A 22,743-nucleotide genomic window follows, 5' to 3' on the forward strand; every position below is an offset into this window, starting at 1 on the left:
GTTTCTTCTCTCAAATGAAAGGAGAGCCGTGGCTTTTTCGTTATGGTTTTTATGTTTTTTTGTTTACTTTGAGATTCGTTTTTTTCGAAACGTCGTCACAAGTGTCTGCCGGCACCAATCCTGACGCTTCATTTGAGAGGAAAAAATATCGTCTGAGCCTCCCAAAAGTTGCGACAAATCGCGCAGTTTTTCGAGAATGGTTTCCATTTGTCTCTTGCTAGAGGTACTGCACAGCAAGAGGTGGTGTGTTTGGATGTGTGGAAGCATCTGAGGGTCGGAGGCTTATGAAGTGACTGTGACCTGCATCAATGCGAGTTTTAGAGATGGTGATCTTTCTTTAGAATTTGGGTTTAACAGGGACAATCGTTTTCGGCTTGTGTTTGTTAGCTCATTGCTGATACCGTTACCGTTAACGGAAAGTTTCTTTTGCTTTTCGGATTGGTCGAAGATGACAGTGTTAACAAAGGAGTAATGATGAAGCGGATAGGCTCTGCAATCGGTGTGGCAGCATTGATCGGCGTGTTCGCCCTGACCGGGTGCGGTGGAGGGTCATCCTCCAACAGTGCGAATGCAATGTACACGTGGATCTCCAACGAATCTGACCGTGCACAGTGGCAGGCGTTCGTCGACGGTGTCAAAGAATCAGATCCCGAATTCAACCTCGAAATGGAAGGCCCGTCGTTCCAAGACTACTGGACAAAAGTCAAAACCCGAATGAGTGCTTCAGACGCACCATGCATTTTGACCACTCAGGCCGCACGCGCACAGGAGCTGAAGGAACTGCTCGCTCCCCTCGATGAGTTGGTCGCCAGCAATAACGTTGATATGAGCGCCTACAACGAAGCAATGCTCAAGGGACTTACCGTTGATGGGAAGCTTCGCGCGATTCCTTATGACGCAGCGCCGCTGATCCTGTACTACAACAAGGACCTGTTCGACCAGGCCGGTCTTGAACATCCAGGAAAGAACTACACGTGGGATCAGTTCGTTGCGGATGCAAAGGCATTGACGAATGGTGATGTCTATGGAGTGTCCATTCCGCCCATCTTCCAGACGCCAGCTTCGATTGTCTACGCCAATGGTGGGGCCGTCGTGGAAAACGGAGAGCTCAAGCTTACTGAGCAGACCACAGTCGATTCTATTCAGGACGTTTTTGACCTTGCCGCTAAACACAAAGTGATGAAAGCGCCGCTGGCTGCAGATGCTGAAGATATCCAACTACAGACCTTCCGTGCCGGCAAAGCTGCAATGATTATTGATGGCCCATGGGTTTATGACTCGCTCGTCAGCACCGAGGGACTGTCAGTAGGAATGGCAGTCGTTCCATCGCGCAGTGGAGAGTCGATTGGCATGGTGCAGGGATCAGGGTTCGGAATTTCTGAAAAATGCGCTGATAAAGAGACAGCCTTCCAGAACATCATGAAGATGACCACTCCGGATGTGATGCGCTATGTTGCTCGGTCGCACGGAAACGTTCCCGCCATTGACGCAGCATTCGACGGTTGGGCAGAAGGCAAGGATCCGAACGATGTCGAGATCGTCAAGTACATGACCGAAAATGCCAAGACCTACGAAACAACGGAGAACTGGCAGCAACTTGAAGTCGAGTTCACACAAAACGTATCAAACGGCTACACCGGCGAGAAATCTGCACAGGAAATTCTCACTTCATTAGAGAACTCCATTAAGTAACGGGTAGATTCATGGCTACTCAACTCACAAAGACTCGGGTCCCTGCCAAGGTCCCGAAGGGAACATCACGGTGGGATCCAAAGGCGTTTCCGTATCTGGCGCCTGGAATGACGGGGTTCTTCCTCTTCATCGTTCTGCCTTTGGTGTTCTCGCTGATTATCTCGCTTTTTGACTGGCAGCTTTACGGTTCTCCCACCTTCGTTGGTGTCAGCAACTACGTGAATCTGCTCAATGGGTCAGATCCTGCATTCTTTCGGGTCCTGTTGAATACGGCGATCTTCGCCATTTTCTACACGACTCTTAACCTGATTGTCTCCACACTAGTGGCCGTATGGCTCCAGAGTGTGGGAGGCCGTCTGGCAGGTTTCTTCCGCGTCATCTTCTTTATTCCCGTTGTGACACCGATGGTGGCCAACGCACTGGTGTGGCGCCTGATGCTGGATGAACATGGGGTGGTGAACTCCTTCCTGGGGGTTCTCGGAATCTCCGGACCGGCATGGCTCGCGTCCGAAACCTGGGCAATGGTTGCACTTGTCATGATGTCGTTGTGGCAGGTCGTGGGATACAACATCGTGGTTCTCGGTGCGGGGCTGAACAATATCAACCCCTCGGTGCTGGAGGCCGCTCGCGTGGACGGTACGGGGCCTGTCCAACGCTTCACGAAAGTGATCTTCCCGCTACTGTCGCCGGCACTGTTTTTCTGTACTGTCATGACGCTCATCGGTGCGTTCAAGATTTTCGCTCAGCCATACATGCTGACTAAGGGCGGGCCTGGAAACTCAACCACAACGATTGTCCTTTACCTGTACAACCAGGGATTCAGCTACGACAAGTTGGGATACGCCTCAGCTATTGCCTGGGTCCTCTTCGTCATCGTCATGTTGATTACCGCTGTGCAGTTTGCGGGACAGAAAAAGTGGGTGAATTATGATCAGTGAGAAGCGCATGACTATCGGCAGGGTACGCATCAGCAGGATTGTTTCGATCATCTGTCTGTTTATCGTCGGTGCAATCTTTGTTTTCCCGTTTATCTGGATGTTCGCGAGCGCCCTCAAACCTACTGCTGAAATATTCAGCTCTGGAGGATCGCTGTTCGGCTCACGAATCGCATGGGAGAACTTTTCGCTGGTCTTCACGGCAGTGCCATTCCTGCGGATTATTCTGAACACCTTCTTTGTTGCAGGTATTGGTGCTCTGATCGCATGCACAGTATCGGTGCTGTCCGCTTACGCGTTTTCACGCATCGAATTCAAAGGTCGCTTTCAGTTGTTCGCCGCATACCTAGCGACGCTGGTACTGCCTATGGAGGTTCTGGTTATCCCTCTGTATATTGGTGCCAATCAGCTGGGATTAGTCGATACTTACGTGGCGCTGATTATGCCGTTCGCATTCGGAGCGTTCGGAACCTTCATGCTGCGTCAGTTTCTCCTCTCCCTTCCTCGTGACTACGAGGAAGCTGCGAGGATCGACGGAGCCGGACAACTGCGAATCCTCGTGTCGGTGATTGTGCCGCTGTTGAGGGGTCCACTGTCAATCGTGGCCGCTTTCGCATTCATTGACTACTGGAACAACTTCCTGTGGCCATTGATCGTCATCAACAGTTCGGACAAGGCCACGATCCCACTGGGCCTCCAGATGTTCAGCGGCGAACGCGGAACGGACTGGGGTGCGCTCATGGCGGCGGCCAGTGTGTCGGTGCTCGCATCGCTGGTGATCGTCATCGTGATGCAAAAGCAGCTGGCACGCGGAATTAACTTGGGCGGCTTCGGCGGCCGATAGGAGAGATACTCATAATGTCAGGAAAGGACAACATGGACTGGTCAGATCTGGAGCGGCCCACACCGCAGTGGTTCAAGAACGCCAAGCTTGGCATTTTCGTTCACTGGGGGGTGTATTCACTTCCCGCATGGGCGGAGCCCACGGCAGAACTGGGAACTGTCGAGGATCCACTGGAGTGGTTCACCCACAATCCCTACGCGGAGTGGTACTACAACACGATCCGTATCCCCGGCTCGCCTGCAGCTGAACACCACAGGAAGGAGTGGGGCGGCTGTGACTATGACGACCTGCTGGATCAGTGGCACATGGACTCTTTTGACGCCTCCGAACTAATGGAGCTGTTCAAGGAATCAGGCGCTGACTACGTCGTACTGACGACCAAACATCACGACGGCATCACCTTATGGGACGCTGTGGGGACAGGAGACCGCAACACGGTTAAGCGCGGACCGCACCAGGATCTGGTCGGAGCCTACGCTGACGCTGCACGCAAGGCCGGATTGCGATTCGGCACATACTATTCCGGTGGCCTTGACTGGCATGTGCGACCATTCCCGCCTCATACGACACACGAATCAGTCAACGAAGGGGATCGTCCTCGTGATGAGGAATACGCCAAGTACGCGGCCGCGCATATTGATGAGCTGGTTGAGCGCTACCATCCGGACGTGCTGTGGAACGACATCAACTATCCCGATGCGGCAAAGAACACGACCGAACCATACGGACTCGGTCAGCTTTTTGCCCGCTACTACGAAGCCTGCCCTGAAGGCGTCGTCAATGACAGGTGGAAGGTGCCGCACTGCGACTATGTCACCAGCGAGTATCAGATGAACCTTGACAATGAGGACCTGGGTATCTGGGAAAACTGCCGCGGACTCGGATTGTCATTCGGTTACAACCAGGTTGAAGGCCCTGAAAACGGACCGCATCCGCGTACCTTGCTGCACACGATCGTTGACGCAGCAGTGCGTGACGGACGAATCCTGCTTGGCGTTGGCCCCAAGGCGGACGGAACCATTCCCGAGTGGCAGGCAGATTCACTGCGGGCGATCGGCCGATGGATGCAGGTTGCACATCCGATACTGGCTGGAATTGACCATCGTGGATCGGCGACTGCGTCCGCGTCTGATGGTGCATGGGCAGAAGTGGGATCAGACGGAACCACCGAGTTCCTCTTCGCTGCTCCGGAAGATCCGACAGTGGACAGCGCCGAATTCGATGTCGAGCTGACTGACGCTTCAGTCGCAACGGTTGTCCCGGTCCAGGGAGTACGCGTGGATCAGGACGGCACATGCCTGCACATTTCGTGCGAGGCGGGCTGGGCAGGGCCGGCGATTATTGAATTGAGCAAGTAGCGCCTACCGCTCCGCTGCAGCGAATAGTTGCACTGCGCACTGAGGGGGGAAGGAACAGCTGTTCCTTCCCCCCTCAACGCGTGAGGAACTCACATCACGCTCTACCGATCGGCATGGCGACGGCGATTCGCCGACACTCCCATCGCAAGAAGAGCGAAGAGACTGCTCAGCATCAGCAGGGAAGCAGTGTGCGCTCCCGTTTGTGCCAGCCCTGAAGCAGAGCCGTGCGACGACGTGATGCGACCAGTCGGATCAGACGCTGACGTCTGGCCGGCGCCGAGGGTTCCGTCCTGGCCGGCATTCGTATCCGACGGCGTCCCTGACGAGTTGCCATTGCCGTCGGGAGTACCAGGTGTATCTGGATGTGACGGTTTGTCAGGATCGCCAGGTGAATCCGGATCTGGAAGAGATGCGGAAACAACTTCGAACTGAGACGACGCAGTGCTTTCCGACGCCACGCCTGTCACCTCAACGGTGTGTGGTCCGACCTGGAAATCTGCAGGTACGCGCCACTGCACAGCCGCATTCCCCTCTGCATCAGAGGTAACAGTTGCCACCTCAATGGGCTCAGAGTGGACGATAAAGCTCAACTGCTCATTCGGCTGGAAACCGCTGGCCTTGAACGCCTGCATCTCGCCGCGTTCAATTTGAGCAGATTCAGCGCTTACCGACGGAGTCAACACGGGTTCAACACGCTCAGCGACAGGAAGAACAACTGAGACCTGATAACTCTTCGACGTGCCGTTGACAGTCAAAGTCACCGGCACGTCACGGCTCTCCGTTTTGACGCCGTCACCCTCGTTCACCACACGCGTATTCTCATCGGGAACAACGATCTGCCCGTCAACAAGTACGCGTTCAAGTCCAACCAGCTCTCCTGTGGACGAATCGAGAGCCGCTGCCGCATGCGCTGGAGCAGCGGATGGGTCGCCCTCGTACACGAGCGGAGAAGCCGATGACCACAGGAACGACACAGGCCAGGCTGCCGGTACATCCCGCTGAGAATCGCCCTCATGCTGAACAATGGTGCCAGTCAGTTTGATGGGATCGTCCTGAGTGAGCTGGGTTGGTCCCTCAATTGTCAGCTCGTCGACAAATGGGCGAATCTCAAGATTCAGCCATTCGCCAGCGGAATCTCGCCACAGGCCCTGGTCTGGATTGATTCCCAACATGGTCCAGCCTGTGAATCCACCACGATCCGGTGTAGAGTGCGGTCCCTTGCCTGCGTTGCCGTTCGTCACGTGGACCACGCCATCAACCTGATACACATCGAAAGCTCCGACGCCTGCGTTGACGACGAGCACCGACTTGCCGGCATCACGAACCTTCGCAGTCCAGTGCTCAATGAGCGCTGCATCTTGCGGATCGTTCAGCGCAGAGGCGTTCGTCAGATTGTCGCGGGTGGGATGATGCAGAGCCAGAATCAACCCGGTGGTGTCCTGATCGGTGATCACATCGTTGAGCTGCTGCTCGAACCACTTGATCTGTGCGGCATCATGCGACAGGTTGTATGGATGCGAATCGAGTGTAACGATCCGCGTGTTCTTGACGGTCTGCGCCGTGTAGGTGTCACCGAAAACAGCCTTGAAGGGGGCAAGATCATCGGCCTTCATCGCCTCATGGTTGCCGGGAACATACGTATAGGGAATGTTGGTGCCGGCAAGTTCCTCGTCAAGTATCTGCTTGGCGAGTTCCATGTCGCCCTGTTCGCCCTCGTCAGTGAAATCGCCGACGATGAGGATCTGATCAGGGCGTTGTGCGACCACATCGCGCAGCACGCGGCGGGCAGCCTGCACAAGAGATGAATTCGGGTTTTCAGAAACAAACTGTGCATCGGAAATGATCGCGACCCGAAGTGGAGACGAATCAGTTGATCCGGCCTGATCGACGGATGGATCCTGATACACACTGACTTCCGGCGCGGTGGCGAAAGGTGCGACAACCGCTTCAATGTCGTCGATAAGCGTCGTCGACACGTACTGTTTGCTACCGACAGTCTCATACGTTGCCACGCGTTGAACCTGCACAGGCATTGCCATGTCCTGGGGGACCGGAACGGAGATGTACTGCCAGTCGTTCCCTGAAATACGTGGCTGAGCGTAGAGCCACTTCCACTGGTCGTTAGCATCGGAAACGGCGAAATACACCATCGGTTGGTTTCCCGGAGTACCGTCATCCTTGAACCATGCGCCCACTTCGATCACGTTGCCCTGGGGGAGGACATAGTGCTCGGCTGCGGCATTGGGTTTGATGTTGTTGGTGCGTGTACCACCTTGCTTATTGAAACCATTGGTCAGTGCAATGGCTTCAGTGTCCTTAATGCCCGCTGTGATGTCGTCCTCGCCGGTGTGGCCTTCAGTCGACACAGCAATCGACGAGGTCGTCGTGCGAGCACCGTAATTCGTGTACTGATCAGCGCCTTCCATTGACGTGATCTTCATGCGTGACGTGCCCACCATGACGGCGAGCTGCTGTGAAAAATCGCCGGCCTGTATCGTCAGCGTTCCTGCGCCTGACTCAACAAGCGGATGAAGAGCAAGCGACGCGTTCTTCCCCGCAGTAATGTCGACCAGGCCGGTCGCCCCGGAAGCGGTGATGTCAGCCACTTCAATGGGAGCTCCGAATCCAAAGGAGTCATATCCCATGACATTGGCATAACGTGTCACGTTCGGGTCAGGAATCGACAGCGTGTTTGGTGTGATCAGCAGACGATCCATCTCGTTAAGTACCTTCAGCTCAACAGAGCCCGAAGCATTCCCGTTCGTGGCAGTAATTGTGACCGAGCCGGCAGCCACAGCAGTGACGAGGCCGTCCGCATCTACAGTTGCGATCGCAGGGTCACTGGATGTCCACTCCTGAACCGGCTGATCAACCGACCAAGAATTCTCATCGAAGCCCTTGGCGACAAGTTGACGATGGAAGCCGGGGAACAGGCGTTTAGCTCCGTTTGCCTGGAAAAGCGGCGAAACAGCGTAGCCGGTCAGCTGTCCGGATCCCTTCTTGACGCCCACTCCCAGTCCATTGCCATCGGCGCGCAGCGATCCGTCAGAAGGCGTGTTGACCACCGTGACATCCTGGTCGCCTGGATCATTGACCACCATTGTGGATGAGCCACCGCCATCAAGATTGATTGCGTCGCTTGCACCCAGCTGGAGGAAGAAATCAGCGAATTCCGGAAGCGTCATACCTCGGGAATTTGACGAGCGTCCATCAATGACAGCAAGAATCAAACGAGTCCCATCAGTATTGATACCGGCACCAGTGCGAGGGTGCACCGATTTATCTGTTGCGACGTTTTGTCCCGCGCGCACCAGCGGGTGGAATGCACCTATTGCGAAGAGGGGTTCCTCATTATCTGACGTGACAACCTGATATTCGACATTGACGACGTCGCCCAGTGCCAGTGAAGCCAGATGGTCTCTGATTTCACCCTGCCCTGCGGCAACAACCGTCTGACCAGCTGGAATAGCCTCCTGTCCGAGTTTCTGCGCAGTCTTGACCACACGGTGATCAGAATCAAGCCATACTTCCAACGCGTCAGGATATTTCTGCAGCGTTCCCGAGCCGCGTTGGTATTCTCCCCATCGGGAGGTATATACGGTTACTGCATCGGAGGCAAGGCCCTGAGTATTGACGGAGGAAATGGGCGTGGTCCAGTCCTGCGCGGAAACACTTCCCTTAAGAGTTGCATCGGTGATCGACGCGATCTTGTTATGATCCATCACCAAAGACAGGATCGGTCTGCCGGGAACTGAACTCTTCACAATTCCTTCAGATGGATCCACACCAACACCATTGGCAGCTCCTGAGTTGTTGATGTCGAATCCATCACCGTTGACCGCGGCTTTGATGTCATCTGTTACTTGAGTCATTTCAACCAGGGTGGCCGTGTCGGCGACGATACCTGAATCGAGGTAGTCCAGTGATACCTCAGGATTGGTCAGGTCGACGTCGAGAACTGCGCCCTGCTGCCACCCTCGTGGTTCAAGGCGCTCGAACTCAGTCAACATGATTCCCGGTCCAACCTGTGTTTCTTCCTGTCGGGTCACGCTGGCTTGACCGCTCATTGTCAGGTCTAGATATCCGGATGCCGCAACATCTGCGGGAGATTCGGCATACGCAGCGAAAAGCGGATGGGAGCCGATCCCAATCCCTGCGATCGCCAACATCGACGCCAGCAAAGTGGTTGCTACACGTGATGCATTTCGGAGCATCTTCTTGATCCTTCCTCTTACGTAGTCGTGAAGCCTGCAGGAGAATTGCGCACGGCTCGATAGCGGCACCGTATTCGTGAATAAGGTCGCGTACTGTGCTGATGGGCAATAGCGCTGGCGCTGAATGTGAAGCTGCGCAGCGTCAACCATCGTGGCGGGCTTCAATAATCACCATGGCACCTGATTGTTGCCACGAGGTGATCGGACCGTGACGGGAAAGTGACGCCCTATCCAACTCAGCCTCGGTGATGTCAAACGGGACGGCAGCAGTAGCTTCGAACTGAAGTGTTCTGGTTGTGTTGTTACCGGTTGTTGGCAGGAATACACACATCATCGCCATTGCTCTTAATGATGTGTATGGGGATTGTTTCCATGTCCGGTCGAGCTACCGGAGACTTGGCGGGCATGCTGGTGGCCAATCTACAATCTGTTGCGGCGATGGGGATGCCAAGCTGCGCCCTACTAGCGCGAGATGCGTTCGTGATAAATTGTTTGTTAAGAACTACGGAGTATTCATACGAAGGCTTCTGGGGCTGATGGGTGCGAAAAATAGGGCCTGCTGCCTGGCGTGCCGGCTGAAATGTTGCCCAAAACCAAGCTGTCAGGCTGATGAGATGTACTGAAAATCTGCGACGCTCCTAGAGGCTGCTCTCCTGCGACGACGTGGCCACGCGCAGACATCCGACACGTGCTTTCGACCTAGGTGCAGCGCCGGTCTAAGTCAGACACAGCACAATGAACTGTGGCTGTTAGCCGGCAACTACCTAGGCGCGCACTTGCTGTGGTTCTTTGCCGTGTTTGGGACTGATTCGTTTAGTCGCAAAATCGTCAGTTAGGCAGGAAGATCAGCAATGAACAACTTAAGTCCCTCGGCTGGAGACTTCAGAACAAGAAGTGGAACCAGGCCCACGACACTTGACAATCTTGCTTGCTTCGTTCCTATTGCCCGCCCATTCCTGTTGTTGCGAATCCTTTGACAATCTGACGTTGGAAAATCATAAATACGATGACAAGAGGCAAGGCGCCTATGACAGCACTAGCCATCCCCTGAGCGTATTGCACGCCATAGGCGTTCTTGACAGTACCCAGACCAACGGGGATCGTCATGAGGTCAGGCGAGTTCGTAATGATAAATGGCCAAAGGAAATTGTTCCAGCATCCAATAAAAACAAAGATGGCCACGGCTACAACAATCGAGCGAGATAGCGGAAGAACCACAGAAGTAAGAATCTTGAAGTTCGAGGCACCATCTAGACGGGCAGCTTCCTCTAGCTCTACGGGCAGCTGATCGAAGAAGTTCTTCATCACGATAACCATTAACGGTGCCACCACTTGTGGCAACGCAACACCTGCCAAGGTGTCTGACAGTCGCATAAACCTCATCTGTTCGAATAGCGGAACAATGAGGATCTGTGGCGGAACCATGATCGCAGCAACTGTCAACGCGAAGAATATCTTTCTACCCGGAAAGTCATGACGAGAAAACACGTACGCTGCTGGAACAGAAACAAGAAGCGTAATGAGGGTGACGGCTGCAGAAACGATGAAGGAATTCCACAACCATAATGGAATATCACCTGCTTTAAACACCGCTATGTAGTTTTCAAAAGTCCATCCTTGCGAAGGCCAGAACTGAAGGGGCGCCGCAGAGGCATCGGTTTCCTTTTTGAAAGACATCTGAAGCGCAAAAAGAATTGGTATGGCCCATGCCAAAGCGGCAGTTGCTAGTGCTGCAAAAGCAGAAATTTGCGCTGCCGCAGAATTTCCCAGTGTTAAGGAACGCGCCTTAGAGTTTTCAGAAGACTTAACCAAGCGGAGAGAACGACGCGTCGATGACGTCTGAGATAAATCGTTCATACCAATTTTGTTAGCAGTTTGGGTAGTGCTCATCGTTGCTCCTCTGGTTTGTGATTAACGATGGTGATTTGAATGATTGACACAAGCACGATCAGAGCAAAGAAAACATAAGAAACAGCTGAAGCGTACCCGACGCGGTATCCGCTGAAGCCGACATCATATATGTACTGAATAATCGAACGTGTCGCACCATCTGGTCCACCAGCGGTCATCAGGAAAATCTGATCGAAGACTTTAAGCGATGCAAGAATCTGCAATAGGACGATCATGATTGTTGTCGACTTCATAAGGGGCAGTGTCACTGAGATCAAACGTCTCCATGATCCAGCGCCGTCAACTTGTGCTGCTTCGTAGATTTGATCGGGTATGTTTTGCAGTGCTGACAGGTATAGGAGGAAATTGAATCCTATGGTCCACCACACGGTCGTAAGGGCAATTGACCACATTGCCACTTGTTTGTCGCTGAGCCAGCCGATTTGATCAATTCCCAGATGCTGTAAAAGCCCGTTGATAAATCCAAAGTCATTTGCATACATCACTCCCCACATCGCGGTAACGACAGATACCGGCAGGAGGTACGGAGCGAAGAATGTGAGTCTCCAGAGCCATTGGCCAGGTAAACCTGTGACAACGAGGTAAGCGAGGATGAAGGAGAGCATCACCAGAGGGATGGTCGAAATGAGGGTGAAAAAGATAGTATTACCAAGGCTGGACCACATTTCGGCGCTTGTGAGGGTTTCAATATAATTCTGAAGACCTACGAACTTAACGTTTCGTGAGGCTAGCGATTGGTTCGTGAAGCTCATCCAAATTCCCCAGATAATAGGAGTAATCAGGAAAAGAGTAAATACGACCATATACGGAAGTGCGAACCAAACTGTTCCGCGGGAAGCTAGTTTTGATTGTGTTTTCATGACGATCTTTACTCGGTTGGATTAGGTTGCTGGGCAATTGACGATGCGGTCTCAAGCATTTGCTCGATTACTCGTTTTGGCTCGGTGGTGCCTCGGAATCCTTCAATCAGGTGTTGGCACATGCGATTTTGGAAGTCAGTTCCTGCCCCGGCATACCAGACAGGTGGATCAAAGATCACGGTCTGTGCTGCATCTGCATATTGATTTTGCAGCTCTAGTTTCTGATAGTCCGGCTTTTCCTGAGAAGGCAGATATCCAGGAATGTGGCCGGCTTTGCCCCAGCGGTCGCCCAACTTCAGCATTGCTGCAACGAATTCATAGGTCTTTTGGCGAAGATCGTCAGTCATGCGGCGATTAGTCGGCAAAACGTAGGTATGCGAGTCGGCGTAGTTGGCAGGTTGACCAAACATAGTGGGAGTCGGTGAGGCTGCAAGCGCAGGTACGTTTTCAATGAATCCGTTTAACTCCCAAACCCCGGAGAAAATCAGAGCATTCCTGCCTCCGTTAAAAGCAGATAAAGCTCCGCCATAGTCTTGGTCTTTTGCCATGCACTTGCCGTCCATCCACATGTGAACGGCCTCAACTACTTGGGCCGCTTTGTCAATGTCCAGCTGTGCCCGCTGTCCGGCAGAAAAATCATATCCACCACCGGTTTGGTTATAAAGTCCCCAGAAAAGACGCCATGCTTGCGCAGTGTCGAGTTGGAAACCGAACGCCACGCCCGGGCCACCGATAACCTCACCCAGTTTGACGCCGACTTCATAAAAGGCCTCGGCTGAATCGACCTTGAGTCGTCCATCGGAGCCGAGCACACCGGCCTTGTCTGCGACATCCTGGTCGTAGAAAGTAATAAAAGGATGGGTGTCGAGAGGAATAGCGAACTGCTTGCCTTCGTATGTTCCTGCGCCAAATAGCGCATCAGTAAAGTACTCCGGACCTACGTCAAATTCTTGAAACAGCTTCATGTCCCACGGCTCAATAAGGCCTCCAGGTGCGAAACCAGGCATGCGCGAAACGTGCATGATCGCAGTGCTAGGTGGTGCGCCAGAAGCCGATGCCATCGCCAACTTGGTGTAATAAGGGTTTCCCCAGCTGAGAGTAGTGGGAGCAACGAATAGGCCAGGATGTTCTTGGACGATTGACTCGATCATCGCGCGCGTATTCGCGCCATCCGCTCCGCTGAACAAGTCCCACACGCTCACCGTTACTTTCTGCGATGCTGAAGACGAGCAACCAGAAAGACCGGATGTTAAGCCGAGTGCACTAAGACCCAAACCGAACAAGCCTAAAGCGGAACCCTTTATAAAAGAGCGCCGTGAGATTCCACTGCTAGAAAGCATATTGTCCTGATCATCCACGACCAAACATGCCACCTTCCTGATCAACGTTGATTGGCGGAAAAAGCTGCAATAAGATTGCAGATTGAATTCTCACGTGAGAGTATGGCACTTGACTGCAGTGAGGTCAAATGAAGCAGCACCGAGGAGAGTCTGAATGTCGCTCATTGATGAGCGCCTAGAGAACCAGGAGTACCTGCCCTAAAGTGAAAAGAGCAACCATCAAAGACGTGGCAGCGCGCGCAGGTGTGTCGTGGAAAACGGTATCGAATGTCATGCACGGAAGACCATGCGTCAGCCCTGACACCAAAGATCGGGTAATGGCCGCAGTGAAAGATCTCAACTACATTCCGAATTTTTCCGCGCGCGATATTAGAGGTCATGCCACCAGAAGAATAGGGCTTGTAATACCACATTTGACTAACCCATATTTCGCAAGGTTGGCAGAAAAGTTTCATATCATTGCAAATCAAGCAGATTATACTATAGAAATTGAATTGAGTGGACAACATGGTGAAATAGAGCGTCGCTATGTGTTAGGCCAATTATCACGATCAATAGATGCCTTGATTATTTCTCCAACTTTACCCGATACGACGAAGCGTCTAGTAAAACGAGATGATATGCCGGTTGTTCTCCTAGGCGAAGCAGTTACCGATCGTGGGGCAATGCATCACGTATCGATTGACAACGTGGCTAGTGCTGCTGAACTGACAAGGCATCTAATCGGAAAGAATACGCAGAGAGTTGTTTTCTTAGGGGCTCAACATGGTGCGTCGTCCACCGGATCTGAACGCCTCATAGGCGTCGCCGCCGAGTTGGACAAAGCGCAGATTTCTCCTGATAGGAGGTTGTTCGTCTCCAGTGCGGAATGGAGTCGCGAAGAGGGATATCGGTTGACAAAACAATTGATCCAGTCCGAAAAATCCCTGGGGAAAGTTGGAGATGTCGTTATTGGAGGAAATGATCTTCTTGCCCTGGGAGCTATGGATGCATTTCGTGAACAACGCATTCGGGTCGGTGAGACAGTGCGTGTAGCCGGGTGGGACAATATTCCAGAGAGTGAAAGCTCGTTGCCCTCACTTACTACTATTTCTCCTGATTTGGACTCCCTTGCACGTCTTGCATTGTTTCTGGCAGTTGGTGATGACCGATTTCTGGAGAGGGCAAGTTATAGCTCGGTTACTACTGTGGGGCCTGGCATTTCTTTTGTGGTTCAACATGAAATGATCATTAGAGAATCATCGTGAGATAGCTGAAGAATTTCACAATTTGCCGATTGAAATATGAGAGGAATTTGAAATGGTGAATAAGCAGGCTGAGAAAAAAACATCTCTGGATGACGTGCGTGAAAGAGCAAGAAAATTGGCCGCACTTCTAGATGGGCCCGCAGATAAGGAGAGTGGGTCATGTAAGCCTGAACACCCTAGACCTCAGTTTGCTCGGAAGAATTGGGTCAATCTCAATGGTCAATGGGAATTTGAGGTTGACCCTGGAGACTCTGGCCGTGAGAGGGGTTTGCTGGATCGGCAGTTAGCTGATTCTATCGAAGTCCCATTTGCGCCTGAGTCGAAAATGTCGGGAATTGAAAACACTGATTTCTTGAACGCGGTCTGGTATAGAAAAACGCTGACAGTTCCATCCGAATGGAAAGACGATGATATCCGACCGGTTTTGCATTTCGGAGCGGTCGATCACGATACGACGGTTTGGGTTAACGGAGTCGAGGTGGCACGGCATCGGGGCGGCTTTACACCATTCGACGCAGACTTGGATGGTGTGGTTGGTGCCGGTGAAGAGGCGACTGTTGTTGTTCGAGCTCGCGACTTACGCGGCATGCCTCAGGCTCGCGGAAAGCAGGCTACGTGGTATGACTCGACACACTGCCAATACACGCGTACGACAGGAATTTGGCAGACTGTTTGGCTGGAAGGCGTCCCGCGGGAGCATATTAAGTCAGTTAAGGTGTTTCCGAATATGGGAACGCAGAGCTTTGAAGTGACAGCTTCGGTTTCGAGGAGCGTATGTGATGGTCAACTGAAGGTCGTTGTGAGTGAACCTGAGGGAGACTTTGTCGCGTCGGCCCACGTAGCAGTTGGGAAGGATCTATCTCCAAAAGTCGTAGTGGAGATTCCTGCTGAAAAAGTTCGTATATGGGGACCGGGAGATCCAGAACTATACCGACTGACGATACTGCTGGCAAACGAGGACGGATCGATCAGGGATGAAATTTCGTCGTATTGCGGTCTTCGTTCTATCTCAATTAAGGGCAACGAGTTCCGGATAAATGGGAAGAAGATTTTCCAGAGACTGGTCCTGGACCAGGGATATTGGCCAGATTCCTTGATGACTGCACCGAGTGATGATGCAATTGTCGAAGATATTCAACTGGCTCTTTCTGCCGGGTTTAACGGTGCGCGGCTTCATCAAAAGGTTTTCGAAGAGCGCATGATGTTTTGGGCCGATATGTACGGCTATCTTCTCTGGGGAGAATTCGGAGACTGGGGAGTTTCTGGTCGAGGACCTCTTGGATACAATCAGGAGCCTACTGCGTCGTTCGTTACGCAATGGATTGAAACACTTAACCGGGATATTTCACACCCAAGTATCATCGGATGGTGCCCATTAAATGAGACGCACCAAGTGCTGCATGACCACATCACAGTGCTGGATGATGTCACGCAGGGAATGTACTGGGCCACAAAGCTGGCAGATCCGACTCGCCCCGTGCTTGATGCATCCGGGTATTCGCACAGAGTCCGCAGCGCAGATATCTATGATTCGCATTCTTATGAGCAAGATCCTGCAGCGTTTAAACGTGAACAAGCAGGTTTGAAAGACGGAAAACCGTATGTCAATCGAGTGGTCTTGGAAGACAACACGATGCCCTTTGCAGATGGGCGTTTTTCGATTGATTACGACGGCCAGCCCTTCTTCGTGTCGGAATTTGGCGGCATCTGGTGGAATGAGGAAGAGGCAAGAAATCGACGAGGAAACAACGATCAAGCTGAATCGTGGGGCTACGGAGATAGGGTGAACAGTCTGGAGGAGTTTTACGAACGATTCGAGGGATTAGTACAAGTTCTCAGCTGCGACAGCAACATGTTTGGGTACTGCTACACCCAGCTGACAGATGTTTTCCAAGAGAAAAACGGAATCGTCAATTTTGATCGCACGCCCAAATTCGATCATGAAAAGTTGCGTGCCATTCAAGAAAGAACGGCAGCATATGAAAAAGAGTGAGGCCACCGGAACCTTTGAGGTTATAGAACATTTTCTGTTGCTTTTGAGTTCCACGCGTTGTGGTGGGCGTATCGGGGGACGATCAGTGCCCTGTACTGGAGTGTCCTAGATTTCGCTCTGCTCCTTATGGGGATGCCTGGATGGTGGCACGGCGCTGAGTACATTTTCATGATTGGACGGTGTCCATCTTCGGATTGGTCAGATGACACGCGACCAAGGAGTTTTCCCGGATTGGTCCTCAGCCGGGAAGGTAACATGAACGTGACAGTTCGCAACCCAAAGCCACTACTGAGCCTGCCCGCATGTCCACTGCGCATGGCCAACAAGGGGAGCCCGACATGAGCATGCATCATCTTGCAGGCGTTCTCGTGCTGGCAGGCGGAACCGCAGCCCGCATGGGTGGAGTGTCCAAACCGGACGTGATGGTCGCGGGAAAGAGGCTTCTCGATCATGCGCTTGCCGAAATCAGCCGCACCGCCCTTCGCGCACGCATCGTCGTCGTGGCGCCCCCCGAAGTGTCAGTGCCGCCCAGCGTCATCCGCATACTCGAGGATCCGCCTTTTGGCGGGCCGCTGGCCGGTTATGCTGCGGGATTCCATGCGCTCACGATTGACGAGGGCGCCCTCGTGGCATTCATGACGTGTGATGCACCACTGTCGGCGCGATTATTCCCGGCGCTGCTAGAAGCGTTCGAAGCAGAATCATGCGACGGTGCAGTACCGGTTCAGCACACGCCAGAAGGCGACATTCTGCAACTCACCCAGGGAATCTATCGATCCGAATTCCTGCAAGATGTCATGCGCGATCACGTGCGCAACAAGTCCTTGCGGCGAGCGTTTTCAGATGCGCATCTTGTCGGCGTACCGGATCAGTCGCAATGCGGGTTTGACGTGGACACGTGGGAAGAAGTCGCAACGCTCGAAGAATACCTGCTTTCCGATGACGGGCGGGAGGCGCGGTCTGATCTTTGATGCCGAGCAGACTGCCTTAGTTGTGCGCAAAGAGTTCGCTGATCTGCGCTGCTAAACTAGGCTCCTTACACTAGGTGCATTGCGGAGGAGGTTTCTTGGGCATCGCATTGAATATGCCACTGATGCAGGCACGTCTTGATCCGGCAAAGCGCCCGGATGTTCCCGTGTTACTCGATCAGTTTGGGCGAGTCGCCAGAGATCTACGCATCTCGGTAACTGACAGGTGTAATTTGCGATGCCAGTACTGCATGCCTGCAGAAGGTGTGGAGTTTTCTTCCCCTGACCGAATCCTCACAGATGATGAAATCAAACGGATGATCCATATTGGCGTTCAGCAGTGCGGAATAGAAAAAATACGCTTCACCGGCGGCGAGCCGTTGATGCGCCGCAGCCTGGAAGAACTTGTGTCATACGCGGCGAGTTTGTGTACCTGGAAAGGGACGCGGCCAGATCTATCCATGACGACCAATGGTCTGGGCCTGACGCACCGAGCTGAAGCTCTGGCGCGCGCCGGCCTTCAGCGAGTCAACATTTCAATGGATTCGGCGACTCGCCAGGGCTATCGCATGATGACCCGACGGGACCGATTCGATGATGCGGTTCAGGGAGCTGCTGCGGCTGCCCAGGCCGGCCTTCGTCCAGTCAAGTTGAACGCGCTGCTGATGCCGGGTGTGAACGAGGATCAGGCGCCAGAGCTGCTTCGGCACGCGCTGCGTAACGGATACGAACTGCGTTTTATCGAATTCATGCCACTTGGACCGCGCGGATCGTGGAAGTGCGAAGATATGATCACTCGCGACGACATTCTGGACACATTGCGCCCACACTTTGATTTGGCTCATCGGCCCGATCGGGAACGAGGAGCCTCCCCGGCAGAAGAGTGGGATGTGATGTCAGGTGCCGATCACCCAGGCGGCAGATTCGGCATCATTGCGTCAGTGACACGACCTTTCTGTGGCGAATGTGACCGCACACGCCTGACTGCAGATGGGAATATCCGAACCTGTCTTTTTGCCCGCTCAGAAACTGATGTGCGCACGATGATGCGCACAGGCGCCACCGACGAGGACATCGCGCAGACGTGGCGACTTGCCATGTGGGGTAAACAACCGGGTCACGGGATCAATGACCCAGACTTCTTGAAACCGCGCCGCCCCATGAGCGCGATCGGAGGATAAATGACTCGAGCTCACGTCACGTACTTCGCTGGTGCAGCAGAAGCAGCTGGCACGCGCACCGAAACCGTTGACGTGCCGCAGTCAATAGACGCGGCCGAATTGCGGGCCTGCTTAGCCGTAGGAAAGTCAGCGCATTTTGCAGACCTCGTCGGGGTGTGTGCTCTGATTATCGACGGCCAGACCATCAGCGAGGCGGAGCGTTGTCAGCTCGGAGACAACATTCAGATCGAAGTGCTGCCACCATTTGCCGGCGGATAATTCTGACTCCGCGCCACGGGCGCAGCTGTTGGCACACGCACGCCGTCAGGATTCCGGTAGCTCGAGACTTCGCGCCACGTGCGCAGCTGTTGGATAGAGCGAGGACGGGACCTGTGCGTCACGCGCGCAGCCTTCGCACCCTACGTTCCCTACGCGCTGCCTGTCCACTCGTGTGAGCCGTCGACAAACTCCTGCTTTTTCCACACCGGCAACTCGGCTTTGACCTGTTCAACCGCACTTTTCAGCAGGGCGAACGCCTCGCGCCGGTGCGCCGCCGACGCCGCAGCCGCAAACGCCACGTCACCCACCTCAAGGTGACCGTAGCGATGCTGAACCGCCAGCTTGATCGCACCTGACCCGTGCGCACATCTTCGGGCAATCCGTTCAATCACTATGCCGGCATCGGGATGCGCTTCATAGTCAATCGACACCACGCCCTTGCCGTCATCATGGTTGCGCACCCGGCCATCAAAAAGAACCACGGCACCTGCTTGAGAATCGCGCACCGCTTCCTGCAACGCGGTCACATCGATAGGCTGATCCGTGACTTCTGCGATCACAACGCGCGCATCTGAACCGTCGCTGACCCCGCGGCTCTGGATCGCATGGGTGGCACGCTGATGAGCCGACTGGCCGATCTGCTCGGCGGGCGCCGTGTGGTCAGCGTCAGCAAGTTGCTCGGTGATGTGCGAGATCAGCGGGCCGACTACGGCCACAGCATCGCGCACTCCGCCCGTTGACCCAGGAGCGTTGACAACGAAAGCGCGCCGCCCCTCACACTCGATGACGCCTGACACCCCGCGTGACAACGCGGCAGCTGGAACCTCCGGATTGGAACGCAAAGCCGCCTCGACGCCCTCGGCCCGCTTCGACAACAGTGGCATGGTCGCCTCGGGAGTGACGTCACGCGTGGAAAAGCCTGTGCCGCCCGTGGTGAACACGACGTTGGCTCCGCCGGCAACAGCATCCCTGATCGCGGCGGTAATTGCGTCAGCGTCGTCAGGGACGATGACCACACCGCTGACTTGCGCATATTCGCTCAGCAATTTCTGTGCGAGCGGCCCGGAACGGTCGGTTCGTACTCCGGCCGCAGACCTGTCAGATATCGTGACCACCGCAACATGAGGCATGAAGGCAATCATACTCACGCGCCTCGAAGCGGCCAACAACCCGTCCGTCGGGCACCGCTGCTCCGCGTTTTCTTACGCGCATGTCCGAGGGCGACTGGTCTGACACGGTAAGCGTTGCAGCGCCAGTTCATCAGCAATTCGACTCGCGTACAGTAGGTGGGTGATGATCACAGCGCTTGGAAGAGCCGGCACGGCACTGACCGACGAACAACGCGAACGCTATGCGCGCCCGATGTTGCTCGACGGCATGGGAGAAGAAGGCCAGCGCCGACTGCTGGGCACGTCGGTTTTGGTGATCGGGGCCGGAGGGCTCGGCTCGCCGGTGCTGATGTATCTGGCAGGTGCCGGCATTGGTCACATCGGCATCGTGGATTCCGATGTACTGGATACGTCGAATCTGCATCGCCAGGTCATTCACTCCATGAGCGAGCTCGGACAAGCGAAAACAGACAGTGCAGCGCGACGGATCGCTGATCTCAATCCGGACGTGGACGTGACGTGTTACCACCTGCGCCTGACGACTGAAAATGTTGATGACCTGTTCGAGCCATTCGACATCATTGTTGACGCCACGGACAATTTCGCCACCCGTTACCTTATCGACGCGGCGGCCACACGCTTGGGTAAACCTGAAGTGTGGGGATCCGTGCTGGGAGCTGCCGGGCAAGTCTCAACCTTCTGGAGCGGTCCTGCTGCGCGTACAGCGGGCGTACCCGTCGAGGTTCGCCTCACTGACCTGTATGCGTGCGCGCCGCGAGAAGACGTGGTCCCAGAGGGAGCGAGCTCGCCTGTCATCGGTCCGATCACCGGGATGGTCGGATCCCTTATGGTAGGAGAGGTGACTAAACTTGCCGCCGGATACGGGCAGCTCCTGCTGGGACGTGTCGCGTTCATCGACACAGCTGCGGGGCAACTACGGGACATGACATTTAAGCGGCGGACTTCAACGCGCATCTCCGGTCACCCGGAGTAAGCCTGAAATGCCGTAAGGAACCGCACGCGCAGAAGAAAGGAACAAGCAGATGAAAGACGTTGCCGATCATTATCGCGACGTGGTGGCCTTGGGCGAGCCTCTTCCGGAAAGTACTGTTCCCATCGACGAAGCTCTGGGGCGAGTTCTGGTTGAGGACATCCGCGCACGCTTCGCCGTCCCACCGTTCACAAACTCCGCGATGGACGGTTTTGCCGTGCGTGCTGACGAGGTACGCGAGGGCCACGCACTGCGTGTCTCAGACGATATTCCCGCCGGCCGCACTGATATTCCAGTTCTTCCCGCGTGCTGCGCCATACGCATCATGACAGGTGCGCCGATGCCGGAGGGCGCCGACGCGGTGATCCCGGTTGAAAACACACAGGACGCCGGAGCCAACATGGCGCCAGATCCGCCCGCCCGGATTGTTCCAACCGCGACAGTTCCTGCAGGCGCAAATGTGCGCAGACGCGGTGAGGACATCAACGAGGGCGACCTGCTCTATCCTTCAGGAACGCACCTGACCGCAGCTCACCTGTCCGCCCTCGTCTCTGTGGGATACGGGCAGGTGGCGGTACGTTCACAGGTGCGTGTCGGAGTGATCACGACGGGGGAGGAGCTGCGCGAGGCTGGAGCTGACCTTGCCCTCGGGCAGATCCCGGACTCCAACTCAATCCTGCTGGCAGGCATGGTCCGTGAAGCCGGTGCGGTGCCGTTGGTCCGCGCATTCCACGCCGATACAGTGGAAGATTTCATGAGGGATCTGCAGGATATCCTCGACCAGGTTGACCTGCTCATCACGGCAGGCGGCGTTTCGGCTGGCGCGTTTGACGTGGTCAAAGCCGCTTTGCGGGCATACGGCGTGGAGTTCGTGAAGGTGGGGATGCAGCCGGGTAAGCCCCAGGGATGTGGTGTGCTCGAGCCTGCGGGTCATTCTGCGCGCCGCATCCCGATTCTGTGCCTGCCTGGCAATCCCGTCAGCGTTTTCGTCTCCTGGCACCTGTTTGCCGTGCCGCTGATGCGCGCGCTCGCCGGTGAGCCTCCCGTCGATTTTGATGCACTGTTTACCACGGTTCGCGCAGGTACCGGTTGGTCACGCAAACCTGGCCGCGTACAGTTCCTTCCGGTCACTGCCCGCGAGCGGAAAGTTACGATTGGGGAGTGCAACAGGGACGAGCGTGGCACTGTCGCACCTGATGGCGTGCTGATCTACCCGTCCAGCCACGGCGGCTCGAAGTCTCATTTTGTGGCCTCCCTTGCCGGTGCAGCCGCTCTGGCGCGCGTGCCGGCTGAACGTGCGAAGGTGGAGGCTGGCGATCTGGTTGATGTGATGTGGTTAGGGAGGGCGCGATGAAACTGACGCATCTGAATGAAGACGGCAGTGCTTTCATGGTGGACGTCACCGCCAAGAAGCCAACCGTTCGAGAAGCAACAGCTATTGGCGAGGTTGAGTGCTCTCCGAAGATCATGCAGACGCTACGCGACGGAACCGTCCCCAAGGGCGATGTGCTGGCAGTGGCGCGCATTGCGGGAATCGCGGCGGCAAAGAAGGTGCCTGACTTGCTGCCGTTGGCTCATGTCATCGGCGTGCACGGCTGCGAAGTGGATCTTGAACTGGGCGCGGACCGGGTGCTGATTCGCGCAACGGTCCGAACTGCAGATCGCACGGGAGTGGAGATGGAGGCGCTTACCGCTGTTTCGGTGGCCGCATTGGCGATTATTGACATGGTGAAAGGCGTTGATCGTTCAGCCAGAATCACCAACTGCCAGATCATCCACAAGGCTGGCGGGCGGTCGGGCGACTGGTATCGCCCCGGATTTGAGCCTGACGCTGGCTGAACG

Annotated in this window: 18 protein-coding genes; 12 read left to right on the forward strand and 6 right to left on the reverse strand. The window is 54.8% G+C overall.

The annotated features are described in order from the left end of the window. Window positions 1-471 precede the first annotated feature (471 nt). The 4 genes from BN3002_RS01420 to BN3002_RS01435 are packed head-to-tail and all read left to right on the forward strand — an operon-like array spanning window position 472 to window position 4,829. The gene (locus BN3002_RS01420; RefSeq protein WP_227469055.1) at window positions 472-1,692 is read left to right on the forward strand and encodes an ABC transporter substrate-binding protein; all 1,221 of its coding nucleotides are present in this window, start codon (window positions 472-474) and stop codon (window positions 1,690-1,692) included. Window positions 1,693-1,703: 11 nt separating this feature from the next. Next, a complete protein-coding gene (locus BN3002_RS01425) occupies window positions 1,704-2,630 on the forward strand; it encodes a carbohydrate ABC transporter permease (RefSeq protein WP_227469057.1) in 927 nt (308 codons plus the stop codon). Continuing rightward, on the forward strand, window positions 2,620-3,471 hold the full coding sequence (locus tag BN3002_RS01430) for a carbohydrate ABC transporter permease (protein ID WP_058236281.1): 852 nt from the start codon (window positions 2,620-2,622) through the stop codon (window positions 3,469-3,471). Before BN3002_RS01425 ends, BN3002_RS01430 begins: the two co-directional genes overlap by 11 nt. A 14-nt stretch (window positions 3,472-3,485) precedes the next feature. Continuing rightward, the gene (locus BN3002_RS01435; protein ID WP_257525393.1) at window positions 3,486-4,829 is read left to right on the forward strand and encodes an alpha-L-fucosidase; all 1,344 of its coding nucleotides are present in this window, start codon (window positions 3,486-3,488) and stop codon (window positions 4,827-4,829) included. A 101-nt stretch (window positions 4,830-4,930) separates the two neighbouring features. Here BN3002_RS01435 and BN3002_RS01440 read toward each other — a convergent pair whose 3' ends face one another. From BN3002_RS01440 to BN3002_RS01460, 5 genes are all read right to left on the reverse strand, one after another. Then, the gene (locus BN3002_RS01440; protein ID WP_058236282.1) at window positions 4,931-9,043 is read right to left on the reverse strand and encodes a phosphodiester glycosidase family protein; all 4,113 of its coding nucleotides are present in this window, start codon (window positions 9,041-9,043) and stop codon (window positions 4,931-4,933) included. Between the two features lie 142 nt (window positions 9,044-9,185). Beyond that, window positions 9,186-9,383 (reverse strand): hypothetical protein, encoded by a 198-nt coding sequence (locus BN3002_RS01445; protein ID WP_058236283.1) that lies wholly within the window; start codon window positions 9,381-9,383, stop codon window positions 9,186-9,188. Between the two features lie 599 nt (window positions 9,384-9,982). Further along, window positions 9,983-10,933: a carbohydrate ABC transporter permease gene (locus BN3002_RS01450; RefSeq protein ID WP_058236284.1), complete on the reverse strand. Its 951-nt coding sequence runs from the start codon at window positions 10,931-10,933 to the stop codon at window positions 9,983-9,985. Continuing rightward, complete coding sequence (locus BN3002_RS01455) at window positions 10,930-11,814, reverse strand: carbohydrate ABC transporter permease (RefSeq protein WP_058236285.1); 885 nt, start codon at window positions 11,812-11,814, stop codon at window positions 10,930-10,932. Before BN3002_RS01455 ends, BN3002_RS01450 begins: the two co-directional genes overlap by 4 nt. Before the next feature lie 8 nt (window positions 11,815-11,822). Continuing rightward, the gene (locus BN3002_RS01460) at window positions 11,823-13,172 is read right to left on the reverse strand and encodes an ABC transporter substrate-binding protein (RefSeq protein WP_082628475.1); all 1,350 of its coding nucleotides are present in this window, start codon (window positions 13,170-13,172) and stop codon (window positions 11,823-11,825) included. A gap of 185 nt (window positions 13,173-13,357) precedes the next feature. Here BN3002_RS01460 and BN3002_RS10695 point away from each other — a divergent pair, with 185 nt between their 5' ends. From BN3002_RS10695 to BN3002_RS01485, 5 genes are all read left to right on the forward strand, one after another. Next, the gene (locus BN3002_RS10695) at window positions 13,358-14,401 is read left to right on the forward strand and encodes a LacI family DNA-binding transcriptional regulator (RefSeq protein ID WP_074026145.1); all 1,044 of its coding nucleotides are present in this window, start codon (window positions 13,358-13,360) and stop codon (window positions 14,399-14,401) included. Between the two features lie 52 nt (window positions 14,402-14,453). Beyond that, complete coding sequence (locus BN3002_RS01470; RefSeq protein ID WP_082628476.1) at window positions 14,454-16,394, forward strand: glycoside hydrolase family 2 protein; 1,941 nt, start codon at window positions 14,454-14,456, stop codon at window positions 16,392-16,394. Between the two features lie 338 nt (window positions 16,395-16,732). Further along, window positions 16,733-17,365: a molybdenum cofactor guanylyltransferase gene (gene mobA / locus BN3002_RS01475; RefSeq protein ID WP_257525396.1), complete on the forward strand. Its 633-nt coding sequence runs from the start codon at window positions 16,733-16,735 to the stop codon at window positions 17,363-17,365. A gap of 95 nt (window positions 17,366-17,460) precedes the next feature. After that, window positions 17,461-18,543, forward strand: coding sequence for a GTP 3',8-cyclase MoaA (gene moaA / locus BN3002_RS01480; RefSeq protein ID WP_257525397.1), 1,083 nt, complete (start codon window positions 17,461-17,463; stop codon window positions 18,541-18,543). Further along, complete coding sequence (locus tag BN3002_RS01485; RefSeq protein ID WP_058236289.1) at window positions 18,544-18,801, forward strand: MoaD/ThiS family protein; 258 nt, start codon at window positions 18,544-18,546, stop codon at window positions 18,799-18,801. A gap of 149 nt (window positions 18,802-18,950) precedes the next feature. Here the strand turns inward: BN3002_RS01485 and BN3002_RS01490 are convergent, their stop codons facing one another. Continuing rightward, the gene (locus BN3002_RS01490) at window positions 18,951-19,943 is read right to left on the reverse strand and encodes a molybdenum cofactor biosynthesis protein MoaE (RefSeq protein WP_058236290.1); all 993 of its coding nucleotides are present in this window, start codon (window positions 19,941-19,943) and stop codon (window positions 18,951-18,953) included. A gap of 151 nt (window positions 19,944-20,094) precedes the next feature. Between BN3002_RS01490 and BN3002_RS01495 the strand changes: the two genes are divergently transcribed. From BN3002_RS01495 to moaC, 3 genes are read left to right on the forward strand one after another with little or no spacing between them, the layout of a single operon-like run. Next, the gene (locus BN3002_RS01495) at window positions 20,095-20,904 is read left to right on the forward strand and encodes a HesA/MoeB/ThiF family protein (protein ID WP_058236291.1); all 810 of its coding nucleotides are present in this window, start codon (window positions 20,095-20,097) and stop codon (window positions 20,902-20,904) included. A gap of 49 nt (window positions 20,905-20,953) precedes the next feature. Continuing rightward, entirely contained in the window at window positions 20,954-22,255 is a 1,302-nt protein-coding gene (locus BN3002_RS01500; protein ID WP_058236292.1) for a molybdopterin molybdotransferase MoeA, read from the forward strand. After that, a complete protein-coding gene (gene moaC, locus BN3002_RS01505; RefSeq protein ID WP_058236293.1) occupies window positions 22,252-22,740 on the forward strand; it encodes a cyclic pyranopterin monophosphate synthase MoaC in 489 nt (162 codons plus the stop codon). Before BN3002_RS01500 ends, moaC begins: the two co-directional genes overlap by 4 nt. Window positions 22,741-22,743: the final 3 nt, after the last annotated feature.

The sequence above is a fragment of the Actinomyces ihuae genome, from assembly GCF_001457875.1.
Lineage (GTDB): Bacteria > Actinomycetota > Actinomycetes > Actinomycetales > Actinomycetaceae > Pauljensenia > Pauljensenia radingae_A.